This window comes from Bacillus sp. MYb78 (assembly GCF_002975115.1).
Lineage (GTDB): Bacteria > Bacillota > Bacilli > Bacillales > Bacillaceae_G > Bacillus_A > Bacillus_A cereus.
In genome coordinates this window covers 1-14196 of sequence record NZ_PCOB01000026.1, presented here as the reverse complement: position 1 = coordinate 14196, position 14196 = coordinate 1, and the positions used below count along the sequence as shown (strand labels likewise).

Sequence of the window (14196 nt, the reverse complement as noted above, 5' to 3'; positions counted from 1 at the left end):
CATTTCATCGCATACTACAATAGGTATGGATAATATGACTGGAGGGAATAAGATGGAACATGAGCAACATAGTTCGATAAATGATATTCTACATCATTATAAAGAAGGTATAGGTAGTTTTACAAATCAAATTCCTGAAATCGCTGAGACATATAATGCGTTCACGCAAGCTTGTTTTCAAGAGGGTGCTTTAACAAAAAGAGAAAAACAACTTATTGCATTAGGAATTAGTTTAGCAATGCAAGATGAGTATTGTACAATTTATCATACAAAAGGTTGTCTTGATCAAGGATGTTCGGATAAAGAGATTCTGGAAGCATGTGGTGTTTCAGCAGCATTTGCTGGCGGAGCTGCGATGAGTCAAGCGGTAACTTTAGTGCAAGAGTGTTTAACAGAACTGAAAAATCAAAAGCATTGAATAAAAAACGTTTTAAACTTTATGTTTAAAACGTTTTTTATGTGAAATTAAATTTGAGTATAAAAATTATCTAGGATGGGTTCAATTTTTATCGTTTTCAATTTGTATTCAATTTAATATTCTATATCTTCATAAATAGATTTTTCTACATCAGGAAGAACTGTGTATATACTCTTACCGATTAAAGCTTCTAATTCTTTCTTAATCGCATAAAACCCTTTCCAATGTAAAGATGTATGAGATGTTGTACCATGACGCAAACCAACAGAAATTAATCTTCTTTCCAGCGTAGTAAAGCCATCCGCATCAGCAAGAGCGTCACAAAGAGTAATTACTTTATTGTATAAGTCGTAGTTACAATGTTCATTTAATATTTCAACTAACCGGCTTCTCATATGGTGAGGAACGAGACTCCACTCCGCTGCGATATCTATATGTTCATTTTTGCATGGGAATGAGTGTGTCACACAAATAACAGCGTTTCCTGTATACCCTAAATCATTCATATACATATAACCATCATAGGAATGAATGACCGATTTGGTAAAACCTTTGTATCTTCCGATATCATGCAAAAGGGCAGCATTATATGCTATGTCAGCATCTAGCTTGTACCCTTTTTTTATAAGTTCTATAATTATGTTTTCAGTTGCTTGAGCAACATGTAGTGAATGTTCAAACCAAGGGCCCGGGTTTTGTTCATATGCCCATTCGAGTAATTCTTTTGCGTACGTTCTATCTAATATATATTTCATATCGTTATCCTTTCAAAAAAAATCATATCTTAATATAAATTCATCTTATTATTTCATTATTCCTTCTTTAAAAATTGTTACAATGAAACAAAAGGGGGAAAAGTAATGCGAAATTTAGTAATTGAAGAAATTAAGAAACTAGAAAATGATATGGAAGAACTTTCGAAACTTTTGAAAATGGTTGTAAATGATGGGGCATCAATTGGTTTTTTGCCTCCACTGGAACAAAAAGACGCAACAAAGTATTGGCAAACAGTATTAGCGCCAGAAGTGATATTGTATGTGGCTAAAATAAACAACGAAGTAGCAGGGAGTATTCAATTACAATTAGTTACAAAGCCTAACGGAATTCATAGAGCCGAGATTTGTAAATTAATGACTCATCCAAACTTTAGACGTAACGGTATTGGACGATCGCTTATGCAAAAAGCAGAGGAACGAGCAAAGCAAGAAAACAGGTCTCTTTTAGTATTAGATACTAGAGAAGGAGATCCTTCCAATAAATTGTACAAATCACTAGACTACCAAGAAGTTGGAACAATACCAGAGTATGCAATTTCTCCGAATGGAAAGTTAGATGCTACGGTTATTTATTATAAAAACATTTAAGATATAATCAAACGGGGAGAGTGCTTAATTATTAGTAAGTGAATAATAAACAACTATTTTTAACACAGTCTATATTTTTCTGGCGGTGTTAAAATAGTTAATTATAATCTAATTAACGCACTAAATGAATTTGAGAAAGTTTTTAGAGGGTTCTTTTAGTAATGATTCTCGTCTTATAATAAATGTAGAGAAGATGACTAGCCAACTATAGTTATTTTCGCTTTATTATCGGAAGGGGATGAAAGTATGAAAAAGAATAGTTTACAAAAGATGAAGAAAGTTATTTTAAGTGGTGGAGTATTACTTACGGGATTATTAACATTTGGATTTTCAGAAAAGGCTTCAGCTCATGGATATGTAGAATCACCAGCGAGCCGATCTTATTTATGTAAGCAAGGGGTAAATGTAAATTGTGGACCGATTCAATATGAACCACAAAGCGTAGAAGGGATAGGTGGATTTCCGCAACTAGGACCTTCTGATGGACAAATTGCAGGGGCTGGTCATTTTCCCGCTTTAGATGTTCAAACTGTAGATAGGTGGAAGAAAGTTACGTTAAATGGCGGGATGAATACATTCAAGTGGAAACTAACGGCTCCTCATAGTACAAAAGAGTGGAAATATTATATTACGAAAAAAGGTTGGAATCCAAATAAACCTTTAACGCGATCAGATTTAGATTTAGTGCCATTCTATGTGAAAAATGACGGTGGAGCTAGACCAGGGACAACAGTAATGCACGAAGCAAATGTACCAACTGACCGTAGTGGATACCATCTTATTTTAGCTGTTTGGGAAATTGCAGACACTGGAAATGCGTTTTATCAAGTTATAGATGTAAACCTTGTGAATAATGGCTTAGCTTCAAATTTCGCTTTTAACAACGTAGTGCAAACTCCTACACTATTTTAATTGAAACATATATTTCGATCATCTAATTCATTTTAGATGATTTTTTTTATGAAAATGATGAAAAATATAGAAGAAAGTGCAATTATTTATAAAAAAATATGCTTTAAATATTGTCATATTTGCTTCTTTAAGATATCCTTTTCATGAAGAGGTGGAAAACATGGAAAAAGTACTAGTTTTCGGGCATAAAAACCCAGATACAGATGCAATTTGTTCTGCAATTGCTTATGCAGAATTGAAAAAAGAATTAGGAATGAATGCTGAGCCTGTACGTTTAGGCGAAATCAGCGGTGAAACTCAATTTGCGTTAGACTATTTTAAAGTAGAAGGACCGCGTTTTGTTGAGACAGTAGCAAGCGAAGTGGACAACGTTATTTTAGTTGACCATAACGAGCGTCAACAAAGTGCTAACGATATCGAATCAGTTCGTGTGTTAGAAGTTATTGACCATCACCGTATTGCTAACTTTGAAACAAGCGATCCTATATACTATCGTTGTGAGCCAGTTGGATGTACAGCTACAATCTTAAACAAAATGTACAAAGAAAATGGCGTTACAATTCGTAAAGAAGTTGCAGGTTTAATGTTATCTGCAATTATTTCAGATTCTTTACTATTCAAATCTCCAACTTGCACAGAACAAGACGTAGCAGCTGCTCGTGAATTAGCGGAAATCGCTGGTGTAGATGCTGATAGCTACGGCTTAGAAATGTTAAAAGCTGGTGCTGACTTAAGCGGAAAAACAATGGAGCAATTAATCTCTCTTGACGCTAAAGAATTCCAAATGGATAATGCGAAAGTTGAAATCGCACAAGTAAACGCTGTTGATACAAACGACGTTCTTGTACACCAAGCGGAACTTGAAAAAGTAATCTCTGCAGTAGTAGAAGAGAAAGGTTTAGACCTATTCTTATTCGTTGTAACGGATATCTTAACTAACGATTCTGTCGGTCTTGCGATCGGTAAAGCAGCAAACGTTGTTGAGAAAGCATACAACGTATCACTAGAAAACAACACAGCTACTTTAAAAGGTGTTGTATCTCGTAAAAAACAAATCGTACCAGTATTAACAGAAGCATTCCAAGCTTAATTTTATTGAGTACACAAAAACAGCAAGGACAAGTAGTCAGATTGGCTACTTGTCCTTTTTTATCTCTAAAAAACAGAAAATTAAAAAGGGGAGGATTGTGTATGTTGAATGATTTGGAGAGTAAATTACAGTCACTTTTAGAGCGAAATATTACGTCGGTTTCAGAATTAGAGAGCTGGCTTTCGGAGGAGCTGAGTTTAAACGCAGAAATAGAAGAAGAGTTAACGATCAATTTAATCGCTATGTATAGAGATACAAAAGATAGTAATATACGTGATATACATATGTATAACCAAAATGAAATTCAGCCACTTTTAAAAAGATACAATGCAAAATTTGACCAGAAATTTAGAGATTGTCCGTTTTCTGATTTATTAGATGAGCAGAAATATGGATTTATGAAAAAAGCAAGATTTGTGAAGAGTGAAATGTTTAATGAAAAGAACATAGCGCTTTCCGTTAAAGAGCAAGAACTTATTACGAAATATAGAGAAATAATGTCTAACATATCTATTAATTGGGAAGGTGAGCAAAAGACGTATGCATACGTAAAAGCAAGGATAGATAACCAAAATAGAGCTATTCGTGAAAAAGCTTGGTACGCTTTATGCGAAGCAAGAAGTATAGTAAAAATAGAAATAGATTGTATTATGAAGGAACTCGTACAATTGCGGAATCAGATGGCTTTAAATGCAGGGTTTAATAATTATAGTGAGTATGCCTTTAAACAAAAAAATAGAGATTATAGTATTGAAGATTGTTATAAGTTTCATGAGTCGATAGAAAAGTGTGTTGTACCAATTTGGAAACAGTTAGGAAGTCTTTTTAAAAAGAATCTTGATGTAAAAACGTATCGTCCTTGGGATCTTGCTCCTTGTAATTTGCAAAAATCTTCATTTGAAAATTACATTGATTTATTGGATGGGGTTGAAGAAATGTTTCGGAAGACAGATTCATGTTTTCATGAGGAATTTACTCATATAAGGGAAGCGGGATTAATTGACGTACAAGAACGGAAAAATAAAGCATCAGGAGCTGCTTGCTTTACCTTACCTCATAGTAAAGACGTTTTTATTTATTCTAATTTTAGTCCTTCATTTTATGCAATTCATGCATTAATACATGAATTGGGGCATGCATTACATTTTTATAAACAATTTAACAATGAAAGTAGTATGCAGGAAAGATACCTTCGTGAAGAGGTGGCGGAACTTTATTCCCTTAGCCTGGAGTTATTATTAATGGATAAGCTTACTATTTTTTATACGCAAGAGGATGATTATAAAGAAGTACAGCGAGTTCAATTATATCGTACTTTATCGTTATTAATATCGTCAGTTTCAGGAGATGTATTCCAGCACTGGCTTTATACAAATCCAAATCATTCACCAGAAGAGCGAGATGAGAAATATATTGAACTATGTAAAAGGTATCAATATTCATCAGTTGATATTGCAGGAGTAGAGAATGAAATTGGTTCTAGTTGGTTCGAGTCATTTCACTTTGTTCAGTTTCCTTTTTATAAAATTGAATATGCAATTGCACAAATAGGAGCGATTCAATTGTTTCAAATTTATCGAGAGAATCCGGAACAAGCGATTACTTTCTTTAAAGAGGGAGCGAGTTCAGATTGGAATTTATCTATACAGGAAATATATAAAAATACAGGTGTTGCGTTTGACTTTTCGGAAGAAAGGATACAAAGTACTGCAAGGGCTATTTTAGATTTGATTAACGAATTAAAATAAGGATAGCGTTAGCTATCCTTATAATTGTTTATTCGTAAGATTTTTTCTTGTTTATATAAAATGTGATTATCGCAGTAATGAAGAAAATAGGTATCGCATACACTTGCCCAACAAATAACTTCCAGCCGACATAATTGTAGCCTTCAGATGCTGGGATGATAACGGAAATAACGCAAACGATAAAATAGACTAATAGTGCAGGGATAATATTTTTCATTTTTACGAACCTCCTTTTTAATTTTTATTCGCACATCATAATATTGCAATTTATTTTTATTATTTTGAAGAAAAAAGAAAAAATTTTATGGTATTATAATATTTGCATTGAGAGTGATCCATAGTACTTATATGGTAAAATGTGTAATTAAAACTTTCAGAATTATTATATAGTATTTCGAGAGAAAAATGTACAAAATAATGGATTTTATTTATTGAAGTAAAGGGAGTAGAAATATATATGAAAAGGCTATGTATAATTCCATGTGGAAAAAAGAAAATTTGGGATAAGCATTCAAACTACGGACCGATGGAAGCAAAAGATGTATATATTAGTCCGTTCGGAAAAGCATGTCAGGCGTACGCATCCATGTTTTTCGAAAACTGGGTTATATTATCAGCGAAACATGGATTTTTAAGGCCAAATGATATTGTATTAAAAAACTATGATCTTGCATTTGATTCAAAAAGCGATGAGGTAATAAGTATAGAGAAATTACAAAAACAGATGGTAGATAAAAGTTTACTACAGTTTGACGAAATCGTCTTACTAGCAGGGAAGAAGCATAAAAAAGTAGTGACAAAGTTATATCCAGAAGAAATGATTACATATCCGCTAGAGGGGTGTAAAGGAATTGGGTATATGTTGCAGAGGTTAAAAGAGGCAGTGAAGGAGGAGGCGGAAATATAGGTATAGTTTCGGTCACCATGATCTTAAACTTTATTTAGGGAACTAAAAGTAAAATAGAGTTTTTAAGCATCGCCAAAAAGGTGATGCTTTTTTGTTCGTGTTACCATTCAAGTTAATACAATTTAGAGAATAAAGAATCCGATTTGTGAAGTGACATCTCTTTTTTTAATCGAAAACGAATTGCCTTCACTTTTAGAAAATGTATGACGTATTGGTGCAGTTAAGATTGTAAGTGGGAATAGCAATGAGACAAGTTTTGAATAGGATATTAAGAAAGGAGATGTTGATGAATAATGGCCAGATATAGTTTGCACGGAGGACACAATAGTATTGTTCAAGGTGCTAATTTTGGGAATCGGAGAGAACACGTTCTGGATAGGCAAGTTAAAGATGCTGTGGCGGCTAAGTTAAGAGCCTTGGGACACACGGTTTATGACGATACGGACGAGGTAGGGACAACTCAATCACAAAATTTAAATAATATTATTCGTAAAAGCAATTCCCATGCTGTGGATTTAGTTATTTCTTTTCATCTTAATGCGAGCAATGGAAATGGACAGGGTGTTGAGGTTCTGTATTATGATCAGAAAGACTTGGCGGCTAAAATCTCAGCTCAACTAGCAAAAGATATTGGATGGCGTAATCGAGGTGCGAAACAGCGTACAGATTTAGCGGTATTAAATGGGACGAAAGCACCTGCTATTCTTATAGAATTAGGATTTATTGACAATGAATCCGACATGGCAAAATGGAATGTTGATAAAATCGCTAATTCTATTGTATTTGCTCTTACAGGACAAACTGGAGGAGGTGCAGTGGATTTGCTCAAAGTAAAAACTGGCGGTGTAGCATTTAGTAATTTACAAGCTTTGGCTCAAGCGATGGTTGATGCGGGTATTGATGGACAAATTGTCGTTCAGAAAGATGGCATTGGTTATGCTATAACGAATGGTTACTCGGCTGGAAATATCGATAAATTTACAGCTTGGTTAGATTCACGTAAGTGGTACTATGAGTATGTGAGATAAGACTAATTATTATATAATCTTCTAACTCTACTTATGATATGGAGAAAATAGACTAATATACAAGCCTTTGTATACTTTCAAACATAGAGTATGATGAATTCTATTTAGGAGGAAGTATATTCATGGGGAATACTTGTCATTGTGGGCATTCCCGAAATTGTAATAAATTTTGGGATGATTTAATGTTTGGGAGATGTAGATGTAAATGCAGAGATTTTCACGAATGTTGTTGCAAAGAGAAACCGAAATGTGAGTGTGAAAAATGTCATTGTAAAACAAAACCGAAATGCCATTGTAGGGATGAAGAGGAAGGGGATTAATAATAAAAAAGAGTACGATACGTACTCTTTTTTTGGGGGGGGAATTATAATCCATCTTGAACAGATTTCTTTACAATTACCCATGTGTCTTTCTTTTTAACCGTTATAGCTACATTAGTTCCATTAGATTCCTTATAAAAGATATATCCATTGTTTGAGTTTACATATGTTACTGGTTCGCCTATGCAATCTCGCGAGCAGGATTTGTTGACCAATTCAATTAGGGATAGTTCGCTTGGATCGGTTTTGCTTGCTTCTATAACAGCATCAAGGCTTGTTTTTCGATAACCTTGCAAGTTTATATGAAAAAGCTGCTCTATTTCTCCTGTAATGCTAGTATTCATTACTTCTACTGAATTCTTTTTTTCTTGAAGGAATCCGTTTTCATAAAGTAATTTTGTATATCCAATCCATGCTATTAATACTAGCATGAAAAACATACCCGTCAGTTTAAGTATTCGAAGTCGTTTGCTTATAATTGTTTCTGAGTATTTCATTCAGTCTAATCCTCCAATGTTTTTATTTTAAAATATGCTTGGATACATACTTTTAGAAGAGGATGAAAGTTAATGAGTTTTCAATAAAAAAGAAAACATCTAGAGTTAGATGCTTTCTTTTTTTTGTATTTTTCGCTATCTGTTCGTTACTTGTTTCATAAGTGGTCTTATTTCTTTAACTGGTGGTTTCTTATCATAGGCATCAACGTAAGAAAAGTAGTAGTTTAAGTTTCTTAGAAGACCTTTTCCTATTTTTGCACTTAAGAAAGGAAATACTTGTCCGGTATAATCATCGAGAGATTTACAGTAATATTTTTCATCTAAATATATACTGTATTTACATGTTAGTTCTACTAAAGGATTCCCTTCATCATCAAATACTTCTTTAGAATCAATAATATCTATTAGTGCAAATTTTTCATTTAAGTAAACTTTCTTTTTTTTCTCGTGTTTATTTGTAAGTATAAAAACGAGACCAATCGCGTTAATCAAACTATTTCCTCCTATAAAAAACGGATATTAATAAAATATATCGATATAAGCTAAATGTAAAGAGGAGAGGTGAAATATCATGGAGAGAAAACTAAATAAGCCGATTTATGTTTGGAAATCGACTTATTTTTATTAAGTATTACTTAGTAGTAATACCTACTCTGATTAAAGTTTTACTTTATTGAAATACTTGCGGGAATTGTTTTACGATTGCGTTTGTTATCATGTCGGCCATTTCTAATGCTTCTTTTTCAATTTTATCGTAAAGTTTTACTCCTGCTTCATAATCTTTATTTAGGAATGCCAGTGCTTCTGCCTTAGTTAGTGCTAAATGTTCATAAAACATTTTTCTAAATTCTTCTTTATCTATATATGGGTTGATACTGTTAAGAAATTGAGTAATTTCATCACCATTAGCGTACCATTTTTTCTCTATAGCGGCCGCTGCATTTTGATCACCAGCTTTTGCGGCTTTAACAAGATCCGCTGCAATTACTAAGTGATCTTTAATTAATGCACTATATTTTTTCACTGCATCCTCACCGTAAAATGGTTCAAGTGATAGACCCATATGTGTTGCGTTTTGTAGAAGCCGTCCAACAGTAACGTTAACATCTGGTAAATTAAATACAATACTTATAATAGCCAATCTCGTCCAAGCGACGTGTTGTTCCCATAAAGAACGCATATACCCTTTTAAAAAATTCTCGTTTTTACTAATTCGGTAGTTACGTACGGATAAATCATAGTTTACATAAGGATTATGGTAGGGGGAGTAATACGATTGCCAATAAGAATACATAAATAGTAACACTCCTTTGAACATGTATAACTCAAAGTATGATAAATATTTATTTTTAGTTACGTGTCCTAGATTATTTTTAGGGAATTTGAAATGGAGAAATTCAACGAATGATGTTGTGGTATATATGAATAAAATGAATATAAAGTAAAAGAGAGTCTGCAAGGGAAGTTGCAGACCCTCAAAAGGGTATTGCCGAGATGTCGGACTCGACTACGTAATGTTATCATAAAATTCTTTTGAAAAAACCTGGTAAATGTGTCCAAATGAAATTGGTACCGTCATAAAGTCAAAGGGACCTGCTTCCCGCGGCAGGCCCCATTAACTAGATAATGTCGATGAGCAAAAACTCATCTGGAGTACTTTTATAGTAACAAGTAAAATGTGTTTTGTGTATTGAGAAAGAAGAATTGCATAATTATATGTGAACAATTTAAATCCCAACGATTTATGATTATCATTAATTGTTGGGATTTAAATATAGTTATAAAATGGAGAAAAGACTTGGAAGTGGGATTGAAGTGCACAGAAGTATGTAATCATGAAAAAGACCTGCTAATATAAGCAGGTCAACTTAAGGGGTTTATCCAACAGATTATTATATATGGTAACAACTGAATTGTAGTAAGTCTATACGTTTAATATTGAGAAAACTTCTGTGAATGATACATTTTTTGCGCATATATTAACGTCTAAAAAGTTGAGAAAGAAAATGTAAAAGCTTTTTATAAGAGAATAATGGCTGGTACTTATAGTATGATTCATATTTCCACGCATCATTATTAGAGAATTGGAGTTGTGTTGTTTTCTTTTTTGTTGTGATGGAACTCATATTACGATGTTTCATATAGAAACCTCCTGAATTTATATGTATACGATTAGTAGTATTCAAGAAAGGGAAATAAAATGAATATTTAAATTGAAACTCTTTCTTCATGTGTACTGGATTTACGTTATAAATGTTGTAAAACATATAAAACACGGATGCTAATTCATATTAAATATAGAATAATGAAAAAACAATAAGCATTTATTCATCCCTTTCAAGTCGTATAAGTGATTGATATAATAGAAGTAGATGAAAGATAAAGAAAAGCAGGTGACTCTTTTTTGTTTACTAAAGCACAAGAACTTTTAGCGTCCTACTTTGGTTATTCTTCGTTTCGAAGAGGACAAGATGAAACAATTAAAAATGTACTAGATGGGAAAGATACAGTTTGTATTATGCCAACAGGTGGCGGTAAGTCGATTTGTTATCAAATTCCGGCATTAGTATTTGAAGGAACGACGTTGGTTATATCCCCTTTAATATCACTTATGAAGGATCAAGTAGATACATTGGTACAGAATGGCATTTCAGCTACATATATTAATAGTTCTATTTCTATTGCTGAAGCAAATCAGCGAATTCAATTAGCGAAACAAGGACATTACAAGTTACTTTATGTGGCGCCTGAGCGTCTTGATTCGATGGAGTTTGTTGACCAACTTATCGATATGAAAATCCCTATGATTGCGATTGATGAAGCACACTGTATTTCACAGTGGGGACATGATTTCCGTCCAAGTTATTTACATATACATCGCATTTTAGATTATCTTCCAGAAAAACCGCTCGTATTAGCATTAACAGCAACAGCAACACCGCAAGTACGTGAAGATATTTGTAACACACTTGAAATTAATCAAGAAAATACAATTATGACAACGTTTGAGCGAGAGAACTTATCGTTTTCTGTCATTAAAGGACAAGATCGAAATGCATATTTGGCGGATTATATTCGTCAAAATCAAAAGGAATCTGGGATTATATATGCAGCTACTAGAAAAGTAGTCGATCAGTTATATGAAGATTTAATGAAGGCAGGAGTTTCTGTATCAAAATATCATGCTGGTATGAGTGATAGTGATCGAAATGAGCAACAAGAACTCTTTTTACGAGATGAAGTAAGTGTAATGGTAGCAACATCTGCATTCGGGATGGGTATTGATAAATCGAATATTCGTTACGTAATTCATTATCAGCTTCCAAAAAATATGGAAAGTTACTATCAAGAAGCGGGACGTGCTGGTCGTGATGGATTAGATAGTACATGTATATTGTTATATTCTTCTCAAGATGTACAAGTACAGCGGTTTTTAATTGATCAATCAACTGGAGAATCACGTTTTTCAAATGAACTTGAAAAATTGCAAAATATGACCGATTACTGTCATACTGAACAATGTTTACAATCATTCATTTTGCAATACTTTGGAGAAGAACCGAAAGAAGATTGTGGACGCTGTGGTAATTGTACAGACAATCGCGAGAGCATCGATGTGACAAGGGAATCACAAATGGTTTTATCATGCATGATTAGAACGAACCAACGCTTTGGAAAGCAAATGATAGCGCAAGTATTAACGGGGTCGAAAAATAAGAAAGTTATTGAATTTAATTTCCATACTTTACCAACGTATGGGCTTTTATCGAACCGTAGTGTAAAAGAGGTCAGTGAGTTTATTGAGTTTTTAATTTCAGATGAGTTAATTGCAGTTGAACATGGCACTTATCCGACGTTAAAAGTAACAGAAAAAGGGAAAGAAGTATTACTTGGTAAAGAGAATGTTTTACGAAAAGAACGAGTAGAGACAAGACAAATTGTTCAAGACCATCCTTTATTTGAAGTGCTTCGTGAAGTACGTAAAGAAATTGCACAAGGAGAAGGTGTACCTCCGTTCGTTATTTTCTCTGACCAAACATTGAAAGATATGTGCGTGAAAATGCCGCAAAGTGATTCCGAATTGTTGACGGTAAAAGGTATCGGAGAACACAAACTTGTGAAATATGGCTCGCACTTCTTACAAGCAGTTCAGCATTTTATTGAAGAAAATCCAAATTATGCTGAAACGATTAAGACAGAAGTAGTTTCAGAGCGTAAAAAGTCAGGAAAAGCGTCCGCAAATTCTCATTTAGAAACGTATGAAATGTATAAACAAGGTATTGATTTGAATGAGATTGCAAAAGAACGCAACTTATCAAGACAAACAATCGAAAACCATTTAATTCGCTGCTACGAGGATGGAATGGAAGTAGAGTGGCAAAGTTTTGTTCCATCAGAGTATGAATCTCTTATTGAAACTGCCGTTCAAAATGCAGAGGGTGGTCTGAAATCTATTAAAGAACAGCTTCCGAATGAAGTGAGTTACTTTATGATTCGTGCTTATTTACAAATAAGAAAGTAGAGACATATAAAGGGGATAAGAATTTATGTATCATGTTTTCGTTTATGGCACGTTAAGAAGAGGACAAACGAATGCTCATTATATGCTAGGTGCAACATGCATTGCAGACAGAGCTTGGACATATGGAAAATTATTTGATACGAACGAAGGATATCCGGCCATGACTTATTCGATTGAAGAAAAGGTGTATGGAGAAGTTTATGTAGTAAATGATGAGATATTGTGTAAGTTAGATGAACTAGAAGAATATACAGGTAATGCGGAGACTGATTTATATGATCGAATCACGCAAACAGTATATGTTGCTGATAGGGAAATTGAGGCATATGTGTATATCGCTCAAGATAAAAAGATGATATTGAAAGTTATTGATTCTGGTGACTGGATGGAGTATCAAAAAGAAAAATAAGAGTAGCTAAAGAGTAGATAGTGGAATAATCCATTATCTATTTTTTATACTTTCACTTTCAAAATTCTTATTATTTTGATGAATTGTAAGTGTAGGGAAATCAAAAGGAGGATTTTTCATGGGGATTAGAAATTTAGTTTCTCACCTGTAACAGAAAAATAATTTGCAGGAGGAGAATAATAATGAACGAATTAAATGTAAAAGAATTTTATAAAAAACAATTTGAACTAATGAGCTATGATATAAATAATGAAAATTGGTTACAGGAAGTTGCTAAAGAAGTGCAAGAACAAGTTGGATATCCAATTCAGACGATGTTAGAACTAGGAGCTGGAAATGGCGGATTTGCAAGGGCGATGTCTAATTTGAATGTAAAAATGACTACTGTTGAGCTTGTACCGGAGTTAGCTATGTTTGCAAAAGAACATTCTACTAATGACATTGAGGTTCATTGCGCCGATTTTTATAAAATTAACTTTAAAGAAAAGTTTGATGTTGTTATTTATTTAGACGGATTTGGTGTAGGAACAGATGAGGAACAATTATTTTTATTAAAGCGTATAAATAACTGGTTGAAAGATGATGGATGTGCACTTATTGATATTTATCAACCGTTATATTGGGAAAAAGCCAATGGACAAGAAATGCCGATAGGTTCTGCAATACGAAAGTATGAATATGATAGTGAAAATGCAAGAATGCTAGACCATTGGTGGGAAATAGATTCTTCAAATGATATCGTGACACAATCTTTACGCTGCTATGCTGTAGATGAGATTAGTAATTTATGTGCCGAGGCTCATTTAAGTATAGTTGGGATTTTCCCAGGAGGAGCGTATGATTTTGAAGCTGGGAAATATAAAGAGCAATCATCTTTAAATGAATGTTTATCATATCGAGTAAAAGTGAAAAAGAGTAGGGATTAATGAACTGCACCCCAATTGTTAGACACAGTCTAACAATTGGGGGTGCAGTTTTTCT

At 33.5% G+C, this 14196-nt stretch carries 17 protein-coding genes; 11 read left to right on the top strand and 6 right to left on the bottom strand.

The features are described 5' to 3' along the window. The first annotated feature begins 25 nt into the window (after window positions 1–25). Window positions 26–418 carry a carboxymuconolactone decarboxylase family protein gene (locus tag CQ064_RS28900; protein WP_003270796.1) on the top strand — a complete coding sequence of 131 codons (393 nt, stop codon included), beginning with the start codon at window positions 26–28 and terminating at the stop codon, window positions 416–418. Between the two features lie 113 nt (window positions 419–531). Here the strand turns inward: CQ064_RS28900 and CQ064_RS28895 are convergent, their stop codons facing one another. Next, complete coding sequence (locus CQ064_RS28895) at window positions 532–1173, bottom strand: HD domain-containing protein (RefSeq protein ID WP_000875115.1); 642 nt, start codon at window positions 1171–1173, stop codon at window positions 532–534. 105 nt (window positions 1174–1278) lie between these two features. Between CQ064_RS28895 and CQ064_RS28890 the strand changes: the two genes are divergently transcribed. The 4 genes from CQ064_RS28890 (at window position 1279) to CQ064_RS28870 (ending at window position 5532) form a co-directional block, all read left to right on the top strand. After that, window positions 1279–1782, top strand: a complete 504-nt coding sequence (locus CQ064_RS28890) for a GNAT family N-acetyltransferase (protein ID WP_001245254.1) — start codon at window positions 1279–1281, stop codon at window positions 1780–1782. Window positions 1783–2028: 246 nt separating this feature from the next. Further along, a complete protein-coding gene (locus CQ064_RS28885) occupies window positions 2029–2694 on the top strand; it encodes a lytic polysaccharide monooxygenase (protein WP_000742274.1) in 666 nt (221 codons plus the stop codon). A 160-nt stretch (window positions 2695–2854) separates the two neighbouring features. Continuing rightward, on the top strand, window positions 2855–3784 hold the full coding sequence (gene ppaC / locus CQ064_RS28880) for a manganese-dependent inorganic pyrophosphatase (RefSeq protein WP_000416869.1): 930 nt from the start codon (window positions 2855–2857) through the stop codon (window positions 3782–3784). Window positions 3785–3885: 101 nt separating this feature from the next. After that, window positions 3886–5532, top strand: coding sequence for a M3 family oligoendopeptidase (locus tag CQ064_RS28870; protein ID WP_000930875.1), 1647 nt, complete (start codon window positions 3886–3888; stop codon window positions 5530–5532). A gap of 28 nt (window positions 5533–5560) precedes the next feature. Here the strand turns inward: CQ064_RS28870 and CQ064_RS28865 are convergent, their stop codons facing one another. Next, on the bottom strand, window positions 5561–5749 hold the full coding sequence (locus tag CQ064_RS28865; protein ID WP_000789485.1) for a DUF4017 family protein: 189 nt from the start codon (window positions 5747–5749) through the stop codon (window positions 5561–5563). Between the two features lie 240 nt (window positions 5750–5989). Between CQ064_RS28865 and CQ064_RS28860 the strand changes: the two genes are divergently transcribed. The 3 genes from CQ064_RS28860 (at window position 5990) to CQ064_RS34230 (ending at window position 7887) form a co-directional block, all read left to right on the top strand. Continuing rightward, complete coding sequence (locus tag CQ064_RS28860; RefSeq protein WP_000824876.1) at window positions 5990–6439, top strand: DUF6884 domain-containing protein; 450 nt, start codon at window positions 5990–5992, stop codon at window positions 6437–6439. Between the two features lie 293 nt (window positions 6440–6732). Beyond that, on the top strand, window positions 6733–7467 hold the full coding sequence (locus CQ064_RS28855; RefSeq protein WP_000135301.1) for an N-acetylmuramoyl-L-alanine amidase: 735 nt from the start codon (window positions 6733–6735) through the stop codon (window positions 7465–7467). Between the two features lie 186 nt (window positions 7468–7653). After that, window positions 7654–7887, top strand: a complete 234-nt coding sequence (locus tag CQ064_RS34230) for a hypothetical protein (RefSeq protein ID WP_014482056.1) — start codon at window positions 7654–7656, stop codon at window positions 7885–7887. Here CQ064_RS34230 and CQ064_RS28845 read toward each other — a convergent pair. The 4 genes from CQ064_RS28845 to CQ064_RS33770 all read right to left on the bottom strand — a co-directional run bounded on the left by CQ064_RS28845 (window position 7832) and on the right by CQ064_RS33770 (window position 10425). Beyond that, a complete protein-coding gene (locus CQ064_RS28845) occupies window positions 7832–8284 on the bottom strand; it encodes a hypothetical protein (RefSeq protein WP_000877567.1) in 453 nt (150 codons plus the stop codon). The genes CQ064_RS34230 and CQ064_RS28845 overlap by 56 nt on opposite strands. 135 nt (window positions 8285–8419) lie before the next feature. Continuing rightward, on the bottom strand, window positions 8420–8776 hold the full coding sequence (locus tag CQ064_RS28840) for a hypothetical protein (protein ID WP_000606231.1): 357 nt from the start codon (window positions 8774–8776) through the stop codon (window positions 8420–8422). Between the two features lie 178 nt (window positions 8777–8954). Next, complete coding sequence (locus CQ064_RS28835; RefSeq protein ID WP_000287723.1) at window positions 8955–9578, bottom strand: hypothetical protein; 624 nt, start codon at window positions 9576–9578, stop codon at window positions 8955–8957. A gap of 685 nt (window positions 9579–10263) precedes the next feature. Beyond that, a complete protein-coding gene (locus CQ064_RS33770) occupies window positions 10264–10425 on the bottom strand; it encodes a hypothetical protein (protein WP_000682745.1) in 162 nt (53 codons plus the stop codon). A 263-nt stretch (window positions 10426–10688) separates the two neighbouring features. On the opposite strand from CQ064_RS33770, the gene recQ reads away from it, so the two are divergent. From recQ to CQ064_RS28815, 3 genes are all read left to right on the top strand, one after another. Next, a complete protein-coding gene (gene recQ / locus CQ064_RS28825; RefSeq protein ID WP_000494276.1) occupies window positions 10689–12806 on the top strand; it encodes a DNA helicase RecQ in 2118 nt (705 codons plus the stop codon). Between the two features lie 25 nt (window positions 12807–12831). Continuing rightward, window positions 12832–13215, top strand: a complete 384-nt coding sequence (locus CQ064_RS28820) for a gamma-glutamylcyclotransferase family protein (RefSeq protein ID WP_000274900.1) — start codon at window positions 12832–12834, stop codon at window positions 13213–13215. A 182-nt stretch (window positions 13216–13397) separates the two neighbouring features. Further along, complete coding sequence (locus CQ064_RS28815; protein ID WP_001004314.1) at window positions 13398–14141, top strand: class I SAM-dependent methyltransferase; 744 nt, start codon at window positions 13398–13400, stop codon at window positions 14139–14141. Window positions 14142–14196: the final 55 nt, after the last annotated feature.

Bases quoted from the DNA above. Each gene is read 5' to 3' on its own strand.
- CQ064_RS28870 (WP_000930875.1), top strand. From the start codon at position 3,886: ATGTTGAATGATTTGGAGAGTAAATTACAGTCACTTTTAGAGCGAAAT.
- CQ064_RS28835 (WP_000287723.1), bottom strand. From the start codon at position 9,578: ATGTATTCTTATTGGCAATCGTATTACTCCCCCTACCATAATCCTTAT.
- CQ064_RS28860 (WP_000824876.1), top strand. From the start codon at position 5,990: ATGAAAAGGCTATGTATAATTCCATGTGGAAAAAAGAAAATTTGGGAT.
- CQ064_RS28865 (WP_000789485.1), bottom strand. From the start codon at position 5,749: ATGAAAAATATTATCCCTGCACTATTAGTCTATTTTATCGTTTGCGTT.
- CQ064_RS28820 (WP_000274900.1), top strand. From the start codon at position 12,832: ATGTATCATGTTTTCGTTTATGGCACGTTAAGAAGAGGACAAACGAAT.
- CQ064_RS28855 (WP_000135301.1), top strand. From the start codon at position 6,733: ATGGCCAGATATAGTTTGCACGGAGGACACAATAGTATTGTTCAAGGT.
- CQ064_RS33770 (WP_000682745.1), bottom strand. From the start codon at position 10,425: ATGAAACATCGTAATATGAGTTCCATCACAACAAAAAAGAAAACAACA.
- CQ064_RS28900 (WP_003270796.1), top strand. From the start codon at position 26: ATGGATAATATGACTGGAGGGAATAAGATGGAACATGAGCAACATAGT.
- CQ064_RS28890 (WP_001245254.1), top strand. From the start codon at position 1,279: ATGCGAAATTTAGTAATTGAAGAAATTAAGAAACTAGAAAATGATATG.
- CQ064_RS28885 (WP_000742274.1), top strand. From the start codon at position 2,029: ATGAAAAAGAATAGTTTACAAAAGATGAAGAAAGTTATTTTAAGTGGT.
- CQ064_RS28845 (WP_000877567.1), bottom strand. From the start codon at position 8,284: ATGAAATACTCAGAAACAATTATAAGCAAACGACTTCGAATACTTAAA.
- CQ064_RS28895 (WP_000875115.1), bottom strand. From the start codon at position 1,173: ATGAAATATATATTAGATAGAACGTACGCAAAAGAATTACTCGAATGG.
- CQ064_RS28815 (WP_001004314.1), top strand. From the start codon at position 13,398: ATGAACGAATTAAATGTAAAAGAATTTTATAAAAAACAATTTGAACTA.
- ppaC (WP_000416869.1), top strand. From the start codon at position 2,855: ATGGAAAAAGTACTAGTTTTCGGGCATAAAAACCCAGATACAGATGCA.